This window comes from Burkholderia sp. Bp8984, from assembly GCF_003853755.1.
Lineage (GTDB): Bacteria > Pseudomonadota > Gammaproteobacteria > Burkholderiales > Burkholderiaceae > Burkholderia.
On record NZ_QTQN01000007.1, the window covers coordinates 175,441 to 197,820 of the forward strand.

A 22,380-nucleotide genomic window follows, 5' to 3' on the forward strand; every position below is an offset into this window, starting at 1 on the left:
CGTGTCACTTCAGTCCGCCGGCGAAGCCGCGCAGCAGGTAGCGCTGCACGTAGCCGGCCACCGCAAGGGTCGGCAGCGACGCCAGCAGCCCCGCGCTCATCAGGTCGCCCCAGTCGATGCCGTTCTCCGTCACGTAACCGGCAATCGCGAGCGGCAGCGTAAAGCGGCTCGGCGTCGACACGAACAGCAGCGCGATCAGGAACTCGTTCCATGCGGCGATGAACACGAAGATCGCGGTCGCGATCAGCCCCGGCGCGCACAGCGGCAACACGATCTGCACGAGCCGCCGCGCGAGCCCCGCGCCGTCGATGCACGCGGCCTCCTCGTATTCGACGGGCACGTCGCGCACGAACGCGAGCAGCATCCAGATCGCCATCGGCAGCGCGTAGATCTGGTAAGCAAGCATCAGCCCGAGCGTCGAATCGAGCAGATGCAACCGCTTCGCGAGCGCGAACAGCGGCACCGCGATCGTGATCGGCGGCATCAGCTTCAAGGCCAGCACGAGCATCAGGAACAGCACATCCAGCCGCGCCGGAAACCGCAGCCGCACGAGCGCGTATGCGGCCGGAAACGCGAGCGTCAGCGCGAGCAGCGTCGTGCCGAACCCGACCAGCAGCGAATTGGCGAGCGGCGCGCCGATACCGTTCGACCACACCGACGCGAAATGCTCGAACGTCGGTGCAGCCGGCCAGATCCGTAGCGGATGATCGAGGCGTTCGAGCGTCGGCATGAACGCCGCGCCGGCCATCCACAGGCACGGCAGCAGCAACAGCGCGAGCGCAATGATGCGCAGCGCCAACGGCGCGGCATGCGCGAACGCGGCACCCTTTCGCGCGTGCGCGAGGTACGCGGATCGCGCCGTCATGCGCGCCGCTTGCGAACCGTCTGCCATACGTACCCCGAAACGAGCAGCGCGGACGCCGCGAGCATCAGCACCGACGCGGCGCTCGCCGGCCCGACGTTGAAGAAGCGGAAGCCCGTGTCGTAGATGTAGGTCGACAGCGTCTGCGTCGCGTTGCCGGGGCCGCCGCCCGTCAGCGCGTAGACCTTGTCGAACAGCTTGAACGTGTCGATCGATCGCAGCAGCAGCGCGAGGCCGATCTGCGGCGCCGCGAGCGGCAGCGTGATGTCGCGCAGGCACTGCCATTCGCTCGCGCCATCGGTGCGCGCGGCTTCGTACAGTTCCTGCGGGATCGATTGCAGCCCGGCCAGTACGATCAGGAACGCCATCGGCGTCCACTGCCACACGTCGACGAGCGCGAGCGACCACAACGCAAGATGCGGATCGGACAGCCAGCGCACGCCTTCGACGCCGAACGCGGCGAGCAGCGCGTTCAGGAAGCCGTCGAAGTTGAGCCAGTTGCGCCAGATCGCCGAGCACACGAGCGTCGACAGCATCATCGGCAGGATCGCGAGCGGCAGCGCAATGCGCCGCCCCGGAAACGCGCGCACGAACAGCAGCGCGAGACCGAAGCCGAGCCCGACCTCGACGAGCGACGCCGCGATCGTGAAGCGCAGCGTATTGCCGAAACCGGCCGCGAACGCGTCGTCGCCGAGCACCGCGCGATAGTTCGCGAGCCCCGCGAATGCGCGACGGCCCGCCGTGTAGTCGACCTGGCAGAACGAGTCGATCAGCACCTGCGCGACGGGGTACAGCGCGAGCGCGGCCAGCACCAGCAGCGCGGGCCCGAGCAGCGCGACGAACGGCAGGCTGCGGCCGAGGGCTTTCATGCGCGGATTCCGGACGATGCGTGGCGGCGTGCCGTCACTTGCCGGCCGCGGCCATCGCCTGCGCGATCTTCTGCTGCGCCTGGCGCAGCGCGGCGTCGGGAGTGGCCTGCCCGGTCAGCGCGAGCTGCAGCTGGTCGCCGAGAATGCTCTCGACCTGCTGCCAGTCCTTCACGCGCGGCCGCGCACGGCCGGCCTCGAGCGCCTTCAGCTGATCGGGGTACCAGCGGTACTGGCGCACCAGCGCCGGATCGGCGAACACGCTGCGGCGCGTCGGCGGAATGCCGATCCCGGCGAGACGCGTTTGCGTGTCGCGCGAGCTCAGGTAGGCCAGAAAATCCTGCGCGAGCTTCGCGTGCGGCGCATCCTTCGGAATGCCCATCTGCCAGATGCCGAGCATCGGCGCCGGGCCGGCCGTCTGCCCGGGCGGCGGCTGCAGCGCGATCTGCCCGACCACGCGCGACTGCTTCGGATCGTCGAGCGCCGGGATCCACGCCGGCCACACCTCGATCGACTGCGCGGCCGTGCCGCGCTGCAGTGCGTCGCGCACCTCGGCGGCGCCGTACACGTCGACGTCCTTCGGCGCGGCGGTCTTCAGCGCAAGGAAAGTCTTCAGCGCGGCCTGCGACTCACGCGAATCGATCGTCACGTTGCCGGCACGGTCGAACACGTCGCCGCCGTAGGCCCACAGGATCGGCAGGAAGCCCGTCACGACCGGGTTGCCCTTGGTGCCGCGGAACACGACGCCCGACACGCTCTTGTCCGCGCCGCCGATGGTCTGCGCGATCTTCAGCACGTCGTCCCAGTTGCGCGGCGGCTGCAGCTGGTACTTCGCGAGCAGATCCTTCCGGTACGCGAACATCTCGACGTTGCCGACGATCGGCAGCGCGTACAGCGCGCCCGCCGCGTTGCGGCCGAGCGCGACCGCGGACGGCACGAGATCGGCGTCGGCGAGCGCTGACGGCAGCGGCTTCAGCCAGCCGTTGCCGATGAATTCGGGTGCCCACGTATCGTCCATCATCACGAGGTCGTACGTGCCGGTGCCTTCGCGCATCGACAGCTTCAGCTTCTGGTACAGGTTCGCGTTCGGCAGCTTGAGCAACTCGATGTCGGTGCCCGGATGCAGCTTGGTGAAGCCGGCGACGGCGTCGGCCAGCCCCTTGCCGTAGATGTCGTCGCGGCCCGCGATGACGAGGTCCGCCGCGAAGGCGTGCGAGGCGGCAAGGGACAGCGCAACGGCGGCGGACAGCGCGCGCAGGCGGCTCAGCAGGGTCATGTGGTCTCTCTCGATCGGCGTGGTGGCGAGCCGCCGGGCGTTGCACACGTGTGCAACGCGGGCGACGCTTCGGGCGGCCTGAAGCGAACGCCATTGTTCACGTCGATCGTTAAGAATTTGTGGCACGCGGCGAAAGCGGCCGACGGTGCGGCCGCCCGCCCCGCCCACCGCCCGTGCCACCGTGTGCGTGCCGTCAGAAGTTCACGCGAATCCCGGCCATCACCGCGAGTTGCCGGCTCGAATTGCTGTTCGCGAGCACCGGAATCTGCGCGTAGTTCACCGCATTGCCGTTCGCGTCGGTGCCGAGCCCCGTGCCGCTCGCGATCTGGCCGATCGCGACCGCATACAGCGCGGTGCGCTTCGACAGGCTGTAGTTCGTGCCGACGTTGACCTGGTGAAAGCGCGTCGTGCCGCGGCCGTCCGTGTGCGCGGCGTTGAAGATGTACGCGACGCCGCCTTGCAGCGCGGGCGTGAACATGTACGTGGCGTTCAATTCTCCGATGTCGAACGTGAACGCCTGCGTGCGCGGCTGCGCGCCGGTCGAGAAATAGCGGCTGTCGCCGAGGCGCGTGTGCGTGTAGGTCAGCGCGAGCGTCGCCGCGCCGAGCGTCACCGAGCCGCCCGCGCCGAACGCGCGCATCGAGCCGGCGTCCTGCAGCAGGCAGTACATCGCGCCCGGATTGCTGCACGCGAAGTCGCCGATATAGCCGCTCGCGCCGCCGAGCGCCGCGTCGAGCGGCTGGTGCAGGTCGAGATAGCCGACCGAGAACGCGACCGGCGCACGCGTGTAGGTTGCGGCGACCGCATAGCCGCGCTTCGCGGAAAAGTCGCCGGCCTGGCCGCCGAAGCTGAACGTGCCGCCGAACGTCAGGCCGTTGAAATCCGCGCTGGTGAACTTCACCGCGTTGTTGAAGTTGAACGCGGCGTTCAGGTTGTCGACGTCGCCGAGGTGCGAGCCGTACGGCGTCGCCCAGTTGTTGCTCGATACATAGGCGCCGAGCATGTCCGTGTACGAGTCGTATTGCCGGCCGAGGCCGAGCGTGCCGATCGCATCCTGGCGCAGCCCGACCCACGCCTGCCGGCTGAACGCGGTGCCGCCCTGCAGCGCCTGCCCGCTCGCGGACAGGAACTGCTGTTCGAGCGAAAACACCGCGTCGAGCCCGCCGCCGAGCGGCTCGGCACCCTGGAATCCGAAGCGGGACGGCACGAGGTTGCCGCCGCCCATCTGCCATGCATGGCCGCCGCCCGTGCTGCCGTCGGCGCGCGTGAACTGCTGGTTCGTCGAATAGATGACGCCGGTGTCCACGGTGCCGTACAGCGTCACGCTGCCGGAGGTCTGCGCGTGCGCGTGCATGCAACCCAGCGTGGCCGCGGCCGCGGCCAGTCTTCGTCCGATCTTCATGTCCCGTCCCTCTGTTGTCATCGATTCGCAGTGCGAACCGATGGTGTTGTCGATTTCGGTGACAGGACTCTATCCAGCGAAAATTCGGGACCCCTATCCCAAATCAGCAAATGGTGAAACGAACGGAACGGGCGACACGCGGCGGCGCCCGGCGGCACCGTCGCGATGCGAAGACGTCATTCGGGGCGCAAGGTTTGCGACGGCAGCTCGCCGAACAGGTCGCGATACTCGCGCGCGAAATAGCCGAGATGCGTGAAGCCCCAGCTTGCTGCGGCCTCGCCGACGCCGAGCTGATGCGCGGACGTCGTGCGCAGCAGGCGCCGCACCGCGTTCAGCCGGATCGTGCGCAGATAGCCGACGGGCGTGACGTCGGCGACGCGCTGGAAGCTCGTCTGCAGCGTGCGGCGGCTGCAGCGCAGCGCGCGGCACAGCTCGAGCACGGTGACGGGTTCCTCGGGCCGGTCGCGCAGGTGTTTCTCGCAACGGCTGACGATATCGCTGTAGGTGGCGTGCGTGATGTCGCGGCGCTCGACGCCGATGCCCTGCTCGAGCGCATCGAGGAACATGCCGAGCATCGTGTCGCGGAACATCTTGCGGGTGGCCGCGTATTCGAGGCAGCCGGGGTTGCGCTGCGCGTCATCGATCAGCGACGACAGCCGCGCGCCGAGCGCGACGCCTTGTGCGTCCGACAGCCGCGTGACGTGCCGCAGCTTGCGCGCGCCGGCCGCACCGAATTCGGCCTCGCAGAGCTCGTCGACCATGTCCGACGCCGCGCTGATCCCGACCAGTCCCATCCCTTCCGGCGTATGGAATTCGAAATCCTCGCCGGCGCGCAGCGCGAGCAGCGCATAGCCGTCGACCGGCTGGCTCTGGAACGTGCCGGCGAGCGGCACCGACAGCGGCACCGCGAGCGACGTGCGCCCGGCCGGTGCGAGGCCGGTTTGCGCGACACGCCGGTTGGTCGTCTCGCGGAAGAAATGGAAGTCGTCGTACAGCACCTGCGTGACGGTGCCCCTGAAGCGGCCCGGCGTCATCTGGCGGTAGACCTGATGCCAACCCGCGATCGCGAGCCCGTGGTCATGCACGTCTTCGTGTGAGCGTGACTGGAACAGCATCGGCATCTCCGGTAAAACCCTGATTCCACGCTGCGGCCGCACGGCACGCAGCGCCACAGCTTACCCCCGCAAAATTCCGCGTAGTGCAGTTTCGAATGCAAGACAGGCCGCCGACAGCGCGGCGGCCTGCTCGCTGGTCACGCGCACGTAGCGGCGAAACGACGGCATCCGGTTCACGACCTCGCTGCCGCCGAACGGCACGACGGCGAGCGTCCAGCGGCCGTCGCGCGCGGCGATCGTGCAGTCGGTCAGGTGCAGCGGGCGCAGCGCGTCGGCGAGCGACGGCTGCGCGGCGAGTGCGGCCACCGTCCGCGCGAATCCGGGGTCGCTTCCCGGCTCGGGCGCGGCCGCGATGCCGGCGCGCCGCAGCCAGCCGGTCTGCAGCACGCGTGCAAGGCCCTGCGCGGCCGGGCCGTCCGCGCTGATCGACACCTGCACGCTGACCGTATGCATCAGGAACTGGCGGTCGACGCGTTCTTCGACGCTCACGCGCACGCCGTTCGGAAGCCGGGCCAGGATTTCGGCCGCGCCGCCGTTCGCGTCGCGCACCGCACCGAGGTCGGCCAGCACGCGCGCGGCGATCGCGCCGGGCCGGTGGCCGGGCGGCGGTGCGTCGGGCGCCGCGCGCCAGCGGGCGAGCGCGGCCCTCACGAGGCGACGTGCTCGTTGCGCAGCACTTCCTCGACCGGCACCGGCCTGAACGGATGCCGGCGCTGCACGACGAGCGTCCAGAACAGCGCGTACAGCGCGGTGAGCCCGAGCATCGCGCCGAACGGCACGTAGATGTCGCGCGCATTCATGCCGGGCGGCGTGATGTACCAGATCGCGAGCACGATGCCGACGCTCGACACGATCTGCGGCAGCGGAAACAGCGGCGAACGGTACGGGCGCGGCAGGTCCGGGCGGCGGATGCGCAGCATCACGACCGACGCGGTGACGAGCAGGTACGCCGTGCCCCATGCGCAGGTCGCGGCGAGCACGAGGTGCAGGATGCTGTCGAGGTTGCCGTTGATCAGCCACGCATGGAAGATCGGCACGATCGCCGACGCGACGATGCCGACCACCGGCGTCTTGAAGCGCGGATGCAGATACGCGAAACAGCGCGGCAGCGCGCCGTCGATCGCCATCCCGTACAGGATGCGCGGCAGCCCGGCCATCAGCGTGTTGATCGTCGCGGCGCCCGCGCACAGGAACGCGATGCCGAACCAGATGCGGCCGAAGGGCCCGAGCACCTGCAGCGCGAACGCGGGAATCGCGCCCGGCGTGTCGAGCAGGTGCGTGAGGCCGTCCGGGCTCACCGGCACGTTCGCGACCTGGCGCCGGATCGCCGCGCCGTACAGGAACATGCAGATCGCGACGCCAACGAGGCCGAGCGCCATCGCGCGCGGAATCGTGCGGCCCGGCGCCTTCATTTCCGGCGCGAGCGGCGTAACGAACTCGCAGCCGACGAACATGAACATCGCCATCCCGACCAGCGACAGCACGGCCGGCACCGACGTGCCGACTTCCGAGCCGCCGAACCAGCCGTCGAGATGCACGGCCGGCGCGGCCGCGAGGCCGAGGATGCCGAAGATCATCAGCGACAGCCACATGCCGGCCGTCAGCACGATCTCGAGCTTGCTGAACACCTTGATGCCGATGATGTTGGTGATCGCGAACGTGACCACGAGGCCGACGCCGACGAGCCACGAGCTGTTGTGCTTCTCGAGCGCGGCGTTCAGCGATTCGAAGTTCACGAGCGCCATGATGCCGCTCAGGATCGTCTCCGCCGTGCCGGCGAACACGTGCACGAGGAAATACGCGGAAATCGTGCCGGTGATCGCCCAGAAGCGACCGAGCCCGCATGACAGGTAATCGTAAACCGAGCCGGCCGTCGGCAGCATCGCGGCGGCTTCGGAGAACGTCGTGGCCTGCGCCTGCATCATCACGAACGCGATGAGCATCGCGACCGCGAACGCCCAGCCGCCCATCCCGAAGCCCGAGGTCGCGGTGAGAATCACCGGGCTCGCCATGATGAGGCCGACGGCGCTCGCCAGCGCGGTCGGAAACCCGACCGCCCCGGCCTTCAGCACCGTGCCGCCGCCCGCTTCAGCCGACGCACCGGCGGGCGTGTCGCCCGCTGCGCCGGTCATTCCAGACCATCCCGACATCTTCGTCTCCTTCCCTTTTCGGGCCGGAACCGGCGCTGCGGCGCCCGCTCCGAGCCATGCTTCGCGGTCGGCCCGGGGCGGCGCTCAAGCGCCGGCACCCGGGCCCCTGTCGATCCAAACCTGATCCGATGTCGAAAAAATACGCAGGCAAAATAATCCGGTCATAGCGCAAATCGGCAAACCGGCGGTGGCGAACGGGTTATCCCGCCCTCCACCGCCGGTTCGGCGTCATGCGCTCATGCCGTCACGGCCTCATGCGAACGGCACGGCCTCGAAGCCTGCCGCGAGCGCGTCGACGATCCGGTCGAGCTGCTCGCGCTGGATCACGAGCGGCGGCGACAGGATGATCTTCGTGCCGACCGGCCGCACCAGCACGCCGTGCTCGCGCGCCACTTCCGCGACCGCGTTCGCATAGCCGGACAGCGGGTCGATCGGCTCGCGGGTCTGCTTGTTCGCGACGAGATCGAGCGCGAGCATCAGCCCCTTGCCGCGCACCTCGCCGACCGCCGCGAAGCGTTCCGGGAACGACTGCAGCGCTTCCAGCAGATACGCGCCCTGCTTCGCCGCGTTCGCCGGCAGGTCTTCCTTCACGACGATGTCGAGGCTCGCGATGGCGGCCGCGCAGGCGACCGGGTGCCCTGCGTACGTGTAGCCGTGCATGATCGCGCCGCCGAAGTCCGCGTTCGCGGCGAACGCGTCCTCGATCCGCGCGTTCACGGCCGTCGCGCCGAGCGGCACGTAGCCGGACGAGATCCCTTTCGCGAGGCACATGATGTCCGGGCGCACGCCCCAGCCGCGGCTGCCGAACAGGCTGCCGCTGCGGCCGAAGCCGGTCACGACTTCGTCGGCGATCAGCAGCACGCCGTAGCGGTCGCACACCTCGCGCACGAGCGGCCAGTAGTTGGCCGGCGGCACGATCACGCCGCCCGCGCCCTGCACCGGCTCGGCAATGAACGCGGCGACCGTGTCGGGGCTCTGGAACTGGATCTCGCGCTCCAGCATTTCCGCGCAGATCCGCCCGAGTTCCTCCGGGTCCTGCGTGAACGGGTTGCGGTACAGCCACGGCGTCTCGACGTGGAAACAGCCGGGCAGGTTCGGCTCGTAATTGCGGCGGAACACCGTGTTGCCGTTCACCGACGCGCCGCCGAAGTGCGTGCCGTGATAGCCCTGCTTCAGCGAGATGAACTTGGTGCGGTCGGCCTGGCCGCGCACCTTCCAGTACTGGCGCGCGATCTTCAGCGCGGTCTCGATCGAGTCCGAGCCGCCCGAGCTGTACAGCACGCGGCGCATCCCTTCCGGCTCCATCATGTCGATCAGCTTCTTCGACAACTCTTCCGCGCGCGGATGCGAGATGCCGTCGAACAGCTGGAAGTATTCGAGTTCGTCGAGCTGGCGCACGATCGCATCCTTCACTTCCTGGCGGTTGTGCCCGACGTTCACGTTCCACAGGCCCGCGACGCCGTCGACCAGCTGCTTGCCGGTTTCGTCGAACACGTAGCAGCCGTCGCCGCGCACGATGCGGATCGGCTTGCGCTGTTTCATTTCGTTCGGGTGCAGCATCGGGTGCCAGAATTTCGCTTCGTTGTAGCTCATTGCAATCTCCACTTTCGGATCGTTTGAACCTCGACCGTCCGGGGTCGGGGTTCGAGGTTTTCGGGTTGTTCGCGGGGTTCGTGGTGTTCGGAGCAGGCGCCGCGCGTCAGTGCGCGATGCAGACGGATTTGGTTTCGGTGAAGCCTTCGATCGCGTACTGGCCGAACTCGCGGCCGATGCCCGATTGCTTGTAGCCGCCGAACGGCATCGACGGGTCGAGCGGAATGTGACAGTTCACCCACACGGTGCCGGCCTCGATCTGCGGCACGAGGTTCATCACGCGCTTCAGGTCGTTGCTCCAGATGCTCGCGGCGAGGCCGTACGGCGACGCGTTCGCGAGACGCACCGCGTCGGCCGCATCGTCGAACGGCACGACGACGATCACCGGGCCGAACACTTCGTCGCGCACGATCGCGCTGTCCGGATGCGGATCGGCGATCACGGCCGGCTTCACGTAGTAGCCGGGCAGGTCGTCGGCGGGCGTGCCACCCGCGAGGAACGTGAGGCCCGCGCGGCGCGCGCCTTCGATGTGCTGGACGACCTTGTCGCGATGGAGCGCGGACACCAGCGGGTTGATCTGCGCGGTGGTATCGAGCCCCGCGCCGAGCTTCATCGACTGCGCGACGCCCGCGAGGCCGTCCGCGAGCTGCGCGAATTTGCTGCGATGGACGTAAATGCGCGACGCGGCCGCGCACACCTGCCCCTGGTTGAAGAACGCGCCGGCGGCGACGCCGTCGAGCGCCTGCGCGACGTCGACGTCGTCGAGCATCACGATCGGGTTCTTGCCGCCGAGTTCGAGCGAGAAGCGCGTCATGTTCTGCACGGCAGCCGCGCCGACCAGCTTGCCGGTCGCAGTCGAACCCGTGAACGAGATCTTCGCGATCGACGGATGGCTCGACAGCGCGGCGCCGCACGTGCGGCCGCCGGTGACGACGTTGAACACGCCGGGCGGCACGCCGGCGTCGAGGGCGAGTTCGGCGAGGCGCAGCGCGGTGAGCGGCGTTTCCGGCGACGGCTTCAGCACGATCGTGCAGCCGGCCGCGAGCGCCGGTATCAGCTTCCACACCGCGATCATCAGCGGGAAATTCCACGGCACGATCGCCGCGACCACGCCGACCGGCTCCTTGCGCGTATAGGCCGTATAGCGGGCGCCGGGCGGGAACGGGATCGACACGTCGAGCGTCTGGCCGGTGATCTTGGTCGCCCAGCCGGCCATGTAGCGCACGTATTCGACGCTCGCGCCGACCTCGATCGCGCGCGACACATGGATCGACTTGCCCTGGTTCAGCGTTTCGAGCTGCGCGAGCGTTTCGGCGTCGGCCTCGATCAGGTCGGCGAGCTTCAGCAGGATGCGCTCGCGGTCCGCCGGGCGCAGCCCGCTCCACACGCGGGTGTCGAATGCCCGCTTCGCACTCGCGACCGCGCGGTCGACGTCGTGCGCGTCGGCATCCGCGACCGTCGCGAGCCGCTCGCCCGTCGCCGGGTCGTACACGTCGAGCCGCGTGGGCGAGTGCGCGCGCTGCATGGCGCCGTCGATGAAAAGGCCGAAGTCGCGTGCGACGAAGGTGCGCACGGTGTCGCTGACCGCGACGAAGTTCGTGGTGCTCATGGGCGTCTCGATGATTGTCATGACTGGGCCGCGTGCGCTTCGGCATGCGGGTGTCGAACCACTGTATCGACGGGGGATCGCGCCCGGTGAGCGCAAATTGGCAAGCGCGTGCGGGACCGGAACGCGGGTGACTCGGGAACGTGGAATGGCGGGGTGCGAGCGTCGCGTTATCGTCGGATCGATGGCGCGGTGTGGCGTGGTGCGATGCGGTGCGATCGGTGCGACGTGGACGTGGACGTGGACGTGGATGCGGACGCGGGTGCGGGTGCCGGTGCGGATGCGGATGCGGATGCGGATGCGGATGCGGATGCGGATGCGGATGCGGATGCGGAAAAGCTACAGGAACAACGCGCCGACCAGCTCGGTGCGGTTCGACACGCCGAGCTTCCGGTACATGCGCATCAGATGTGTCTTGATGGTCGGCTGGCCGAGCGCGAGATCGCGTGCGATTTCCTTGTTCGAGCGGCCGTCGCGTACGAGTCGTGCGATCTGCTCCTCGCGGTAGGTCAACCGCTCCTCGCAGCCGATCCGGTGAATCCCGCGCCGCGCGCGCAGCAGCGGGGCCAGCGCGGCTTCGGCGACCGGCTGCAGCCGTGCCAGCGCGTCGATCTCGCCTGATGCGAACCGGCCCGCCGTGCGGTTGCCGTCCGCGTCGCCCGTCCCGAAGCGCAGCAGCGAAAACGCGCCGACCGTGCGGCCCGCGTCGTCGCGCAGCCAGATCTCGACGACGTCGGCCACCTCGTGCCGTCGCAGGAAACGGGTCCAGTACGCGGACGCATCGCGTCTTTCGTCAGGCAATTGGGACGCGAGCGTCACGACCGCACGTTCACCTGCCGCGCAGCGCGACGGGTGCAGCGGGTCGAGCATCCGGTAGCGCGCGATGTAGGTGCGATGCATCGCCTCCGGCATCCCGAACAGCTCGAAATCGGCCGGCTCGCCGCTGAGGTCGAGCCGGTAGAACACGGTCGCGGACGGGCTCGCAAATGCGTCGAACGCATCGACGCACGCGCGCAGCGCGCGCTGCCAGTCGGCGGCTTCGTGGTCGGCGGAAGCGGATGAGGTCGGCATGATGGGAGCGGCCGGCGGCCGAACGCGTCGAAGGTCGGGCCAGCCTACCCGCGCCGAAATGGGCCGGTGAGCACAAATCGGCAATTCGTCCGCAGGGGGCGGATGACGAAGCTGCCGGCCATGTCGCGACAACGGAGCCTGCGACGGGAAGTCTTGCGCCACGAGCCGTTCGGACGATGATGGCTGTCGAGGGTGACGCGAGTCATCGCACGCGCCGGCGGCGACCCGACGACAGAATCCGCGTCGCGTAGGCATGCGCCGCAAGCCGTGCAGTCGAGAATGGACGTCGAGGGTGGCGCGAGACATCGCGCGCGCCGATCGGGCACGATCGGAATGATCAGCGAAACCTGCGGAGCGGCCGCACGCGCAGCCGCGAAACGGCGGCGCGGCAGCGTGTGCGCCGCATCCTGTCAGTCAGGGTCCGCGTCAGTGCGCGTTCGCGGCGAACGTGTCGCAGGCGCTTACTTCACCCGACTCCATCCCGCGCCGCAGCCAGTACACGCGCTGCTCGCTGGTGCCGTGCGTGAAGCTCTCCGGTACGACATAGCCCTGGCCTTGCTGCTGCAAACGATCATCGCCGATCGCAGCAGCCGCCTTCAGCCCCTGTTCGAAATCGCCGGGCTCCATCAGCCGCTGGTTCGCGCGCTGCGCGTTGTTCGCCCACACGCCGGCGAAGCAGTCGGCCTGCAGTTCCATCCGCACCGACAGCGCGTTCGAGCGCGCTTCGCTCGAACGGCGGCGCGCGGCATCGACCTTGTCGGAAATGCCGAGCAGGTTCTGCACGTGATGGCCGACTTCATGCGCGATCACGTAGGCCTGCGCGAAATCGCCGCCCGCGCCGAAGCGCTTGCGCAGTTCGTCGTAGAAGCCGAGATCGATGTACACGTTGCGATCGCCCGGACAGTAGAACGGCCCCATCGCGGTCTGGCCGGTGCCGCACGCGGTCGGCGTCGAGTTCGTGAACATCACGAGCTTCGGCGCCTCGTACTGCGCATGCAACTGGGTGTTGAAGACGCCCGTCCACGTGCGCTCGATATTGCCGAGCACCTTGCGCGTAAATACCGCGCCGGGATCGTTCGCCGGCGCGCCCTGGTGCTGCGTGGGCGCGGGCTGCGCCTGCTGCTGGCGGCCCTGCAGCGCCGATGCGCCTTCGAGCACGACGCGCGGGTCGATCCCGAAGAAATACGATGCGGCCAGCGCGACCACGATCGTGCCGATGCCGATCGTCGCACGCCCGCCGCCGAACCCGCCGCCACCGCGTCGATCCTCGACGTTCACGCTTTCTCTTTCGTCGTCCAGCCTCATTGCCGGCCCCTCCCTTCCTTGTCGTTGTGCTGACCGGACAGCCCCCGGCAGACGATTGATTCCCGTTGCGACGTGCAGCGTCCGGCGCGCCATCGCACGGCGGCACCGCCCGGTCAGTGGCGCGGCACCATGCAGTACCGCGCCGCCCCGCCGTTACACGACGCACGCGGCACCCGGACGACAGGCTGGCGCACGCGCCATTTTGCCGACCTTGGCGTCTTATCGCAAAATAAGGAGCATAGAGCGACCGGACCGGCGACATCGTCATTCTTTGCAAAATGACGGCGCGTGCGGCCCGGGAGGACGAGATGACCGGCGGAAGAACCAGGCTTGCCCGTCTGCCGCCGGGCCAGGCCTGCCGCGACTTACTTCGCGTGACCTCGACGAACGTCGCTCACTGCTTCGAGCAAGCGGTACTTGCGGATCTTTTCATAGAGCGTGCTCTTCGCGATGCCGAGTTGACTCGCTGCCTTCGTCAGATTGCCGGCATGACGCGCAAGCGCGCGACGGATCGATTCCGCCTCGGCCATCTTCAACGAGTCGCCCGCATCCGGCGCGAGCGCGTCGACGGCCCGCGCGGCGCATGCATCGATCGGCGCCCCCGCGCCGATCTCGGCAGGCAGCTTGTCGGCCTTTATCACCGGGCTGTCCGACAACAGCAGCGCCCCCTCGATCGCGTTCCGCAGCTCGCGCACATTGCCGGGCCACGGATAGCGCAACAGGCGTGCATACGCATCGTCGTCGAACGACCTCGGGGAGAGGCCATACGACTCGCACAGATGCCCGAGCCAATGCGCAATCAGCGCCGGCAGGTCCTCGCCGCGCTCGCGCAAGTTCGGAATCGACACGGTCGTGACCGCGATCCGGTAGTACAGATCCATCCGGAACCGGCCTTTCGCGACTGCGTCCTTCAGATCCCGGTGCGTCGCCGCGACCAGCCGGAAATTCACCCTGCGCGGCGTGTTCTCGCCCAGGCGATAGATTTCGCTCTCCTCCAGCACGCGCAGCAGGTGCGGCTGGATATCGAGCGGCATTTCCCCGATCTCGTCGAGAAACAGCGTGCCGCCATCGGCCGCTTCGATCTTGCCCGCCGCACCGGACTTGCGTGCGCCGGTAAATGCGCCTTCCGCGTAGCCGAACAACTCGCTGGCCAGGAGGTCTCTCGACAACCCGCCGCAGTTGAGCGCAACGAACGGACCGTCGGCGCGATCGCTCGCCTGGTGGATACCCTGCGCGAACAGTTCCTTGCCGACGCCGGTTTCGCCAAGCAGCAGCACCGGCACCCTGGACGGCGCGAGCTGGCGCGCACGATTCACGGCCGCCCGCAATGCGGCGCTGTCGCCGACGATACGCTCGAACCCTCGCGGCTCACCGCCGTGCCGTTCCCGTCCGCGCGCGATCGGAACGGCGCCGCGGGGATTCGTGATGCCCGGCGTCACGATCATGTAGCCGAGCACGTCCGCACCGTCACGCACGGCTTCGATGTGGCTGCGCGACAGCCATGCCGGCGCACTCGCCGACAGGCGGCCGTCGCCCGCGTAGTGCTCGAGTTCGGGCAGCGCGAACGCCGCGTCGCACCGGATATCGAATCCGAGCCGGCGCAACACCGGAACGACCTGCGCGTTGGCCTTGACGAGTCGGCCGCGTTCGTCGACGACGATCACCGCATCGGAGGAAGACGCACCGAAGCGTGACGCGCAGCGGTCGAGCAGGCTCAGACGGCGCGCCATGCCCTCCTTCGCGAGCCGGCTTTCGATGCGGCCCGCAAGCGATACCGCGAGCGCAAGGCTGTATGGGTTGTAGGTCTGCGCGAGCCCCGAAATGTCGATCACGCCCAATACGTGCCCGTCGCGCGGATCCTGGATGACGGTCGCCGAGCAGGTCCAGCGCTTGATGCCCGCGCAGAAGTGCTCCGCGCCATGGATCTGGACCGGCTGCCTGAGCGCGAGCGCGGTGCCGATCGCATTGGTGCCGCAATTCAGCTCGGTCCACTCGCAGCCCGGAATGAGGCCGACCTCGCGCGCAGGCTCGACGATCCGCATGTCGCCCTCCTGCTGGAGGATCATCCCGCTCGGATCGGCCAGCAGCATTACCGTACCCGTCTGCGAAAGAAAATCCCGGGTGTGCTGCATCAGCGGCAGACTGGCATCGACGAGGCGACGGTTCGACGTGCGCCACTGCACGAGCCCGTCTTCATCGAGCGGCGGCGGCGCGCGGTCGACGCCGGGATCGACGCGACTGACGAGACAGCGCTGCCACGAATCGTCGACCACGCCGCGTACGTCGGGCGAACGCCACTCGCTGCCTGTCACCAGATGCTCCCATGCGGCCATGATGCTCGCGTCATGGCGTGGACTGGGAAACCAGTCCATCGGCGTGCCTCTCTGTTGCATGTCTGTCTCCTGGCGGTGTCGTGACGGCACCAACCGCACGGCCGTCTCAGCGGCCATTTTGTCGACTTTGTGGGGCGCCCGACCGCAGCCGGCGGCGAGCGTAGCGACTATCGTACTCCGTCCCGGCGCCTCGACGTCCGTCCGGACACCAATCACTGCAAGCAATGCGCGCGCCAGCAAGCGGTCGCCCGCGCGTCGTCGCGCGGCGCGGCACGCCGTCGAGAACCGGTGGCCGAAAAGAAACCGGCCGTTCGAAAATCGAACGGCCGGAAATCGAACGCTTTCCGCGCATGAAGCCGAGGCGAGGCCGGCGAACGCCGAGCCCGCGGACAGCGTCAAACGTCAGATCATTGCACGCGCTCCGGAACCGGCAGCTTCACCCATTCCGCGTAGAACGCATCGATGTCGGGTTCGAAGTCGTGAATGACCGGGTACCACGGCGTAGGCGCCTCGACGTCGTGCATCGCGCCGCAGGTCGGGCAGTAGTATTCGCGATAGACCTGCCATTGCGTATCGGGCGCCATCAAGCGTGGGTAGACCTCGTCCATCGCCTCTTCGGATTCGCGCACGAAGATGTTCGCGTGCAGTTTCCAGTTGTCGCGGTAATCGCAGAACACATGGCCGCAGTCGCATTGCGTGACCCAGTGCTTCGTCGCCCATTGCTGCACGATGTACAGGTGCGGGCCGAGCGGCAACACGATGCGGTCCTTCCAGCCGAGCTTCTGCTGCAGCGCATCGACGTACATCCGGAAGCGCTCGCCGTCCTTCGGCATCGACAGCATGCGCAACGTGGTGTCCCAGTCGAGCTTGCCGTCGACCATGTTCCTGATCTGTTCCTTGGTGTAGGTAGACATCTCCAGTCCTCCATGTGGGTGATAGTGCGCAGGGTCCGGCTCACTCCTCGACCAGCACCACCGTATTGACGTCGGGCATCTTCGACAGGTCCATGCGGAATTTCGAGCCGTAGGTCGGCACGTCGAGCTCGTCCTCGGTGAGCGTCCACGTGTCCGGCAACTCCCAGAACGCGCGGAACTGCTGCTCGAATTTCGTCGACAGACCGAAGCTCGTCGCGAACATGTGCCGCACCTGCGTCGATGCATGCTTGAGCAGGATCCGCTCGCGCTCGCCCTTCATCCATTCGCGGGTCGGTTGCGAGCGCGCGAGCCGCGCGTTGCGGATCTCGATGCGCCGCAGCGCGGTCGCTTGCGGATCGACCGTCCAGATGCCGTTGGCATCCCGCGTCGCGACCGCCCCATAGACCTTCTGCGCGTATTCGGGCAGCAGCACCGCGTTGTTGAGATCGCGTTCGATCGCGTCGATCTCGCGGTCGAGCGGATCGCCGAAGCCGGGGCCGCCGCGCAGATAGTTCAGGTAGAGATCGTAGTTGCTGTAGCAGTCCTCCGTGGTCATGCATTGCTGGTCGCGCTTGACGATCGCGCCGGCGTTCAGGTGGTTTTCGTAATCCGGCAGGTCCGGATTCGTATCGCCGCCGAGCGGCAGGCTCTCGCCGAGCGCGATGCGCTCCTCGATGCCCGTGCGATGCGCTTCGAAGCGGTAGCCGGTGGCGGGCGGGTAGCCGCCCATCAGGCCCCAGTCGCTGTTCATGTAGCCGTTGCCCATGAAGAACATCGTCCAGTCCTGCGCCTTCCAGACCATGCGCAGCGTCTCGAATCCGCAACCGCCGCGGTACTTGCCGTAGCCGCCCGAATTCGACTTCACGTTGCGGCCGAGGTACAGCAGCGGCTCGGCCATCTCCCAGATCTCGATGTCGCCCATGTCGCCTTCGGGGTTCCAGATCGCGGCCGCGTGATTCAGACCGTCCTTGATCGCGCACGCGCCGGTGCCGCACGACGACGCCTCGAAGCTGTTCACCGCATGGATGTCGCCGTCCTGGTTGATCCCGCCGCCCTGCAGCCAGTTCGACGTGTTGGCGTTCCCCGCGTTGACTTCCTCGAGATAGCCGCGGCTGAAGTACGCCTGCGACAGGGCGCGCCACATCGCGCTCCAGCCCGACACCAGGAAGTGCCACGCGTAAGCGTGTCCGGTGCGGCGGTCGTCCGGGTTCATCCACGCGCCCTTGGGCAGGTGGAATTCGGTGCCGAAATACGCGCCGTCGTTGATGCGCTGCGTCGGCACCAGCGTCTGCGTCATCATCACCCAGATGCCGCTCGTGAACGCGACCTGGTGCGCGTTGTACGAGTGCCAGCCCCAGCGGCTCGCGCCTTCGAAATCGAGACGCCACGAGCCGTCCTTGCGGATCTCCATCTCGACCGGCGAATGCATGATCGAGTCGAGCTTCGCAAACGCCGACGACGTCTGCACGTCCGGATGGTCGTACGGCACGTCGACGAACGCGACCTTGCGATACTTGCCCGGCAGCGTCATCGCCTTGAGGCGCGTCTGCAACCCGCGCCGTCCTTCCTCGATCACCTCGAAGCCGAATTTCTCGTAGGCGTCGAGGCCCTCCTCGTCGATCACTTCCTCGATCAGATCACGGATCATGTGGCAGCCGGCGATGCGCGTGCGCTCGTCGAGAATCCAGTACTTCGGCGTGCGAACCGAGCGCTGGCTCTCGTGCAGCCAGTCGCGCAGCGGCGTGTCGTTCACCCCTGTCTTACGGCACGTAATCATGTAGCCGTCGCCGAAACGCTGCACCTGGCCCGTCGACATCGATCCCGGCGTCACCGCGCCGGTATCGATCACGTGCGTGACGCCGCCAACCCACCCGACCAGCTTGCCGTGCGCGAAAATCGGCACGATCGTTGCGATGTCGCACGGGTGGACGTTGCCGATCGAGCAGTCGTTGTTGGTGAACATGTCGCCGGGCTGAATGCCCGGATTGGCTTCCCAGTTGTTTTCGATCATGTACTTGATCGCCGCGCCCATCGTGCCGACGTGGATGATGATTCCGGTCGACGTGAGCACGCAATCGCCCGCCGCGTTGTAGAGCGTGAAGCACAGCTCCCCTTCCTGCTCGACGATCGGGCTCGCGGCAATCTTCTTGGCCGTTTCGCGCGCATGCACGAGGCCGCCGCGCAGCTTCGAGAAGATCTTCTCGTAGCGGATCGGATCGCGCTCGCGCAGCTCGAGCCGTTCGAGCCCGTTGTAATGGCCGGTTTGCGCGGTGCGCTCGAGAATGCCGTCGCGAAACTGCTTGAGCGTCTGGCCGTTCTTCAGCAGATCGGCGAAGCCGACTTCCTGGCTGGACATCATGTTCATCGCATGTCTCCTTACTTGACTTCGCTGAGATGGAAGAGGCGGTGCTTGTCGAGCGTGGTGGCGAAGCCCTTCGGGACGACGAACGTCGTCGCGTCGGATTCGATGATCGCGGGCCCCGCGATCTCGTTGCCCGGCTTGAGCGACTCCATTCGCCAGATCACCGCGTCATGCCACTGCTTGTGCCGATACAGACGCCGCGTGCCGATACGCGCGTCCGCCGGCGGCGTGGGGCCGGCAATGGCGTCTTCCGGCAATACCGGCTTCTGCGTGACGACCATGCCGCGCATGATCGCGCCCGTGACCGAGAAACCCAGCTCCGGCGAGCGCGCGGAACTCGCGTACACGCGGCCGTAGGTCTCTTCGAAGGCCGTCACGATCTTGTCCCAGTCGTCCGCACCGGACGCGCCCGCGATCGGCGATTCGATTTCGAGGTCGTTGAGCTGGCCCATGTACTGCATCCGGAAGCCCGGCCGCAATATCACGTCCCGCTCGCCGAAACCGTTGATGCGAAACTCGTCGATCACCTTGGCGGTCAGTTCGGCCCAGGCTTTCTGGATCGTCTGCGCGGCCTGCGCCTTCTCGGCGTCGGACGCGAGCTGCGGCAGCGCGAGATCGACGCTCTTGTCGTAGCGATACTCGAAATCCGCGCACGCGCAGCCGAATGCCGAGAAGCCCGCCGCCCACGCCGGCACGACGACATCCTTGAAGCCGAGGCCCTCGGTGTAGCCATAGGTATGAACCGGCCCCGCGCCGCCATACGAGAAGCACACGAATTCGGTCGGGTTGTACCCTTTCGCGCTGACGTTCGAGCGCAGGTATTCGCGCAGTTGCAGGTCGAGCAGCTCGATCACGCCGGCCGCCGCATCCTCCACGGAGAGTCCGAGCGGCTCGGCGATCTGCACGCGAATGTGCTCGCGGGCGCGATTCACGTCGAGCTTGATCTGGCCGCCGAGGAAGTTGTCCGGGTTCAGGTAGCCGAGCACGACATGGCAATCGGAGACGGACACCGTCGTCAGGCCGCTGTCGGGCCAGCACGTGCCGACGCGATAGCCGGCACTGTCCGGCCCGAGCTTGATGGCCCCGCTGTACGGATCGAGCCGCACGAAGCTGCCGGCGCCCGCGCCGACCGAATCCATCGTGACGAGCGGCAGCGACAGCACCAGGCGCGCCATGTCCGGGTCGGACGCGATCGCGAATTTGCCCTTCGTGATGAGCGCCATGTCGAACGACGTGCCGCCGATGTCCGAGCATGCGATGTTGTCGTAGCCGAGCGCCTCGCCGAGGAGCTTCGAGCCGATCACGCCGCCGATCGGCCCCGACACGATGGTGCGCGCCAGTTCCTTCGCTTTCCAGCTGATCGTCCCGCCGTGCGTCGCCATCACGCGCAGGTCGAATTTCGCGCCGTGCTTGCGGAAGCGGTCGCTGACTTTCCTGAGCGTCTGCCGCGACGGCTCGGCCGCATACGCTTCGAGCACCGTCGTGTTCATCCGGTGGCTTTCCTTGCGCTGCGGGTAGTAGTCGACCGATGCGAACACCGGGAGATCGACGCCGCGCGCAGCCAGCTCGTCGCGCACGATGTCCCGCGCCTGGCGCTCGCTCGCGGCGTTCTTGTGCGACTGAAGAAAACAGATGACGATCGCTTTCGCACCGGCGGCGACGAGCTCCCGCGTAGCCTGCCGCACTTCGTTTTCCCGCAGCGGAATCACGATCTCGCCCTGGACGTCCGTACGCTCGGTGACGCCGCGGGTTCGCGACAACGGCACGAGCGGCTCGTCGTAGCGGTGCGTATTCAGGTGGATGCGCTCTTCGAGCGCGTACCCGAGGTAGCTCTGGATCGCCCGCCCCATCAGGTGCACGTGCTCGAAGCCCTTGTTGACGAGCAACCCGACGTCGAGCCCCTTGCGCTGCACGACGCGGTTGAGCATCGCAGTGCCGGAATACACGCAGGTGACCAGTTCCGGATAGACGTCGTCGACGTCGCGTTGCCAATGCGCGAGCGCGTCCTGCGACGAGTTGAAGATCGCGAGTGATTCATCCTCCGGATTGCTTTGCGCCTTGCCGACGACAAACCGTCCGTCCTCGCGCACGAAGAAGGTGTCGGTCATCGTGCCGCCCGCGTCGATGCCCAAGACCTGGACTTGCGAAAGTCCTTCCATGGTGATGTCTCCAATGATTGAAGTCGTGATGAGCCGCGCTCCGGTTCGAACGGGGTCATCGTTCGATCCCGGGCGTCGGCTCATCTGCAAGGAGGCAACAACCGTGCCATTCGGTGGATCCGGCCGGTCGGCGCGCCCCGGTCAAGCCAGGCGGGGCGCCCATCGGATGAAGCGGGTTGCTTCGGGTAGGCGGCTAACCTCGGGACGTCCGGATTCCGGACTGGTCAGGCGTCCGAATATCAGTCGGCTCCCCCGGCGGGCGGGTGCACGCTCGCCCCGGATCCGGAACGGCAGAAACGCGGGCGCCTCGCCGTGCGGCGTTACGTCATCGCCGGCCATCGCTACTCATTCACGTTCATCCTTTCGGCTGATACCGGCGTTCATCCGTGCCGCCTAAAGTGACCGGAACGCCCTTCCGGAGAACGACATGACGCACCCGCAACCCCGCACGATCGTGCTCACCGGCGCCGGCACCGGCATCGGCGCCGCGTGCGCGCGCCGCTTCGCCGCCCGCGGCGATCACGTCGTGCTGATCGGGCGGCGCCGCGCGCCGCTCGACGCGCTCGCCGCCGAGACGGGCGGCCTCGCGCTCGCCGGCGACGCCGCGAGCACGGCCGACTGGGCCCGCTTCGTGCCGGAGATCGCCGGGCGGTTCGGCCCCGTCGATGCGCTCGTCGCGTGCGCGGGGGGCCACGGTCTCGGCCGCGCGGACGAAACCGACGACGCGCAATGGCGCGACGCGCTGCATGCGAACCTCGACACCGCGTTCGTCAGCGCACGCGCGTGCCTGCCCGACCTGATCGCGCAGCGCGGCAGCATCGTGCTGGTCGCGTCGATCGCCGCGCTCGCGGCCGGGCCCGGCGTATGCGGCTATACGGTCGGCAAGCATGCGCTGCTCGGGCTCGCGCGATCGCTGGCACGCGACTACGGGCCGCACGGCGTGCGCGCGAACGCTGTGTGCCCGGGCTGGGTCCGCACGCCGATGGCCGATGCGGAAATGGAACCGCTGATGTCCGCATACGGCGACACGCTCGACGGCGCGTATTCCCGCGTGAGCGCCGACGTGCCGCTGCGGCGCGCGGCCGATCCGGACGAGATCGCGGCCGTGTGCGCATTCCTGGCATCACCGGATGCGTCGTTCGTAACGGGCGCGACGCTCGTCGCCGACGGCGGCGCAACGGTCGTCGACGTGCCGACCCTCGCATTCGACACGCTTTGATGCATGGGGATACGCCGCCCGCACCACGCATCTTCACTGCACGGGGACGCATCGCCCGCGCGCGCATCGTGACAGGCGGCCGCGCTCGCCCGCCGGCACGCGACCGCCCGTCCCTTCGCCCGGCGCATGCACCACGCCGCGCACGCT

At 67.9% G+C, this 22,380-nt stretch carries 16 protein-coding genes; 1 reads left to right on the forward strand and 15 read right to left on the reverse strand.

Annotated elements, in window-relative coordinates; all coding sequences use genetic code 11:
• Window positions 1-4: 4 nt before the first annotated feature.
• The 15 genes from DID98_RS10260 to DID98_RS10330 all read right to left on the reverse strand — a co-directional run bounded on the left by DID98_RS10260 (window position 5) and on the right by DID98_RS10330 (window position 21,014).
• Complete coding sequence (locus tag DID98_RS10260; RefSeq protein WP_124523719.1) at window positions 5-865, reverse strand: carbohydrate ABC transporter permease; 861 nt, start codon at window positions 863-865, stop codon at window positions 5-7.
• A complete protein-coding gene (locus tag DID98_RS10265) occupies window positions 862-1,731 on the reverse strand; it encodes a carbohydrate ABC transporter permease (protein WP_124523717.1) in 870 nt (289 codons plus the stop codon). The genes DID98_RS10260 and DID98_RS10265 overlap by 4 nt, the downstream gene beginning before the upstream one ends.
• A 34-nt stretch (window positions 1,732-1,765) precedes the next feature.
• Entirely contained in the window at window positions 1,766-3,004 is a 1,239-nt protein-coding gene (locus DID98_RS10270) for an ABC transporter substrate-binding protein (protein ID WP_124523715.1), read from the reverse strand.
• A 193-nt stretch (window positions 3,005-3,197) separates the two neighbouring features.
• Window positions 3,198-4,406: a porin gene (locus tag DID98_RS10275; RefSeq protein ID WP_124523713.1), complete on the reverse strand. Its 1,209-nt coding sequence runs from the start codon at window positions 4,404-4,406 to the stop codon at window positions 3,198-3,200.
• Between the two features lie 176 nt (window positions 4,407-4,582).
• Window positions 4,583-5,521, reverse strand: coding sequence for a helix-turn-helix domain-containing protein (locus tag DID98_RS10280; protein ID WP_044846726.1), 939 nt, complete (start codon window positions 5,519-5,521; stop codon window positions 4,583-4,585).
• 60 nt (window positions 5,522-5,581) lie between these two features.
• On the reverse strand, window positions 5,582-6,172 hold the full coding sequence (locus DID98_RS10285; protein ID WP_124523711.1) for a DUF3156 family protein: 591 nt from the start codon (window positions 6,170-6,172) through the stop codon (window positions 5,582-5,584).
• Window positions 6,169-7,671 carry an APC family permease gene (locus DID98_RS10290; RefSeq protein ID WP_124523709.1) on the reverse strand — a complete coding sequence of 501 codons (1,503 nt, stop codon included), beginning with the start codon at window positions 7,669-7,671 and terminating at the stop codon, window positions 6,169-6,171. The genes DID98_RS10285 and DID98_RS10290 overlap by 4 nt, the downstream gene beginning before the upstream one ends.
• Window positions 7,672-7,923: 252 nt before the next feature.
• On the reverse strand, window positions 7,924-9,264 hold the full coding sequence (locus DID98_RS10295; protein WP_044846672.1) for an aspartate aminotransferase family protein: 1,341 nt from the start codon (window positions 9,262-9,264) through the stop codon (window positions 7,924-7,926).
• A gap of 106 nt (window positions 9,265-9,370) precedes the next feature.
• Window positions 9,371-10,873, reverse strand: coding sequence for an aldehyde dehydrogenase family protein (locus tag DID98_RS10300; protein WP_124523707.1), 1,503 nt, complete (start codon window positions 10,871-10,873; stop codon window positions 9,371-9,373).
• 336 nt (window positions 10,874-11,209) lie between these two features.
• Window positions 11,210-11,941, reverse strand: a complete 732-nt coding sequence (locus DID98_RS10305) for a LuxR C-terminal-related transcriptional regulator (RefSeq protein ID WP_124524218.1) — start codon at window positions 11,939-11,941, stop codon at window positions 11,210-11,212.
• 426 nt (window positions 11,942-12,367) lie between these two features.
• On the reverse strand, window positions 12,368-13,246 hold the full coding sequence (locus tag DID98_RS10310) for a neutral zinc metallopeptidase (protein WP_124489049.1): 879 nt from the start codon (window positions 13,244-13,246) through the stop codon (window positions 12,368-12,370).
• A gap of 365 nt (window positions 13,247-13,611) precedes the next feature.
• On the reverse strand, window positions 13,612-15,639 hold the full coding sequence (locus tag DID98_RS10315) for a sigma-54-dependent Fis family transcriptional regulator (protein ID WP_260426321.1): 2,028 nt from the start codon (window positions 15,637-15,639) through the stop codon (window positions 13,612-13,614).
• Window positions 15,640-15,986: 347 nt separating this feature from the next.
• On the reverse strand, window positions 15,987-16,493 hold the full coding sequence (locus DID98_RS10320; RefSeq protein ID WP_034180969.1) for an acetone carboxylase subunit gamma: 507 nt from the start codon (window positions 16,491-16,493) through the stop codon (window positions 15,987-15,989).
• A gap of 40 nt (window positions 16,494-16,533) precedes the next feature.
• On the reverse strand, window positions 16,534-18,858 hold the full coding sequence (locus DID98_RS10325; protein ID WP_124489050.1) for a hydantoinase B/oxoprolinase family protein: 2,325 nt from the start codon (window positions 18,856-18,858) through the stop codon (window positions 16,534-16,536).
• A gap of 11 nt (window positions 18,859-18,869) precedes the next feature.
• Window positions 18,870-21,014, reverse strand: coding sequence for a hydantoinase/oxoprolinase family protein (locus DID98_RS10330; protein ID WP_185500298.1), 2,145 nt, complete (start codon window positions 21,012-21,014; stop codon window positions 18,870-18,872).
• 427 nt (window positions 21,015-21,441) lie between these two features.
• Between DID98_RS10330 and DID98_RS10335 the strand changes: the two genes are divergently transcribed.
• The gene (locus tag DID98_RS10335) at window positions 21,442-22,233 is read left to right on the forward strand and encodes an SDR family NAD(P)-dependent oxidoreductase (protein ID WP_124523703.1); all 792 of its coding nucleotides are present in this window, start codon (window positions 21,442-21,444) and stop codon (window positions 22,231-22,233) included.
• The last annotated feature ends 147 nt before the right edge of the window (window positions 22,234-22,380 follow it).